This is a genomic window from Qipengyuania sp. YIM B01966, from assembly GCF_016461955.1.
Lineage (GTDB): Bacteria > Pseudomonadota > Alphaproteobacteria > Sphingomonadales > Sphingomonadaceae > QFOP01.
This window is the reverse complement of the sequence record NZ_JADMNM010000032.1, coordinates 1-1,208: the sequence shown is the minus strand read 5'-3', so window position 1 is coordinate 1,208 and position 1,208 is coordinate 1. Positions and strand designations below refer to the sequence as shown.

The window sequence follows — 1,208 nt, the reverse complement described above, 5'->3', positions numbered from 1 at the left end:
GGTGGTGGTGCGGCGACGGATGCGCCGCGAGACGGTAATTGCGTTCGCTGCCAAGTTGCCGGGTTGCGTCGTGGCGATGGAGGCATGCTGCGGCGCGCATCACATGGGTCGCGCACTCGCGGCGCAAGGACATGAAGTGCGGCTGATGTCGCCGGAGTATGTTCGACCTTACGTCAAGGCACAGAAGAACGATGACCGCGACGCCGAGGCAATCGCGGAGGCAGCGACACGACCGACAATGCGGTTCGTCGAACTCAAGAGCGAAGAGCAGCTCGATATGCAAACGCTCCACCGCGTTCGTGACCGGCTCGTGCGTGAACGTACGTCTTTGATGAACCAGATCAGAAGCCTGCTCCTGGAGCGAGGCCACATCGTGCCGCAGGGACGTGCAAGACTGGCAGTCAGGCTGGCAGAGCTGCTCGACACCGAGGAACCGATACTGCGACCGCGCATCCATATGCTTATTGCCGACATGCGCGAACGCTGGCAGGCGCTCGACGAGCGGATCGCCAGCCTCGACGCCGAGTTTACCGAACAGGCGCGGTCCGACGATCGCGCCAGGCGGCTGCTGACCATCCCCGGCATCGGCGCGCTGAACGCGACGGCGTTGGTCGCGGCGGTTGGTGACGCGAGTACCTTCGGGCGCGGTCGCGATCTTGCCGCATGGCTGGGTCTGGTGCCGCGACAGGCGACTACCGGCGGCAAACCACGTTTGCTCGGGATCACCAAGCGCGGCAGCCGATACTTGCGTAAGATGCTGATCCAGGGAGCCCGGGCCGCGATGCCTACGCTGAGTAAGGGCGATACGCGGCTCGGAGCCTGGCTGCGAGCCCTGCTCTCACGATCACACCCTAACGTCGTCGTCGTGGCGCTCGCCGCCAAGATGGCGCGGATCGTGTGGGCACTGCTCCGGCATGAGCGCACGTATCAGCCGGTCGCGCTGGCTGCGTGAAAGAGATCGGCCGATGCGTGACGCATCAGCTGGATGATGTCTGCGGGAGGTGAGTGAAGATGGCCTGACAGTCGACCGGTGTTCTGGAACCCTATGGCGTAAAATGGCGCATCGACGCCGGCCCCTTTATGAGGACCAGGACGCGCGGATCTCCATCTTGGCCAACGGCATCGTGCCGAAAGGCCGGATACGTTTATGCAGACTGCATCAGACCTGAAATCACAAACCGCTTGCCGACGGGGCGGGCCATACGTTT

At 63.7% G+C, this 1,208-nt stretch carries 1 protein-coding gene; it reads left to right on the top strand.

Features of this window, described 5'->3' with window-relative positions; genetic code table 11:
• Window positions 1–952: IS110 family transposase (locus ILT46_RS11975; protein WP_199504868.1), on the top strand; the 952-nt coding region annotated here is incomplete at its 5' end.
• Window positions 953–1,208: the final 256 nt, after the last annotated feature.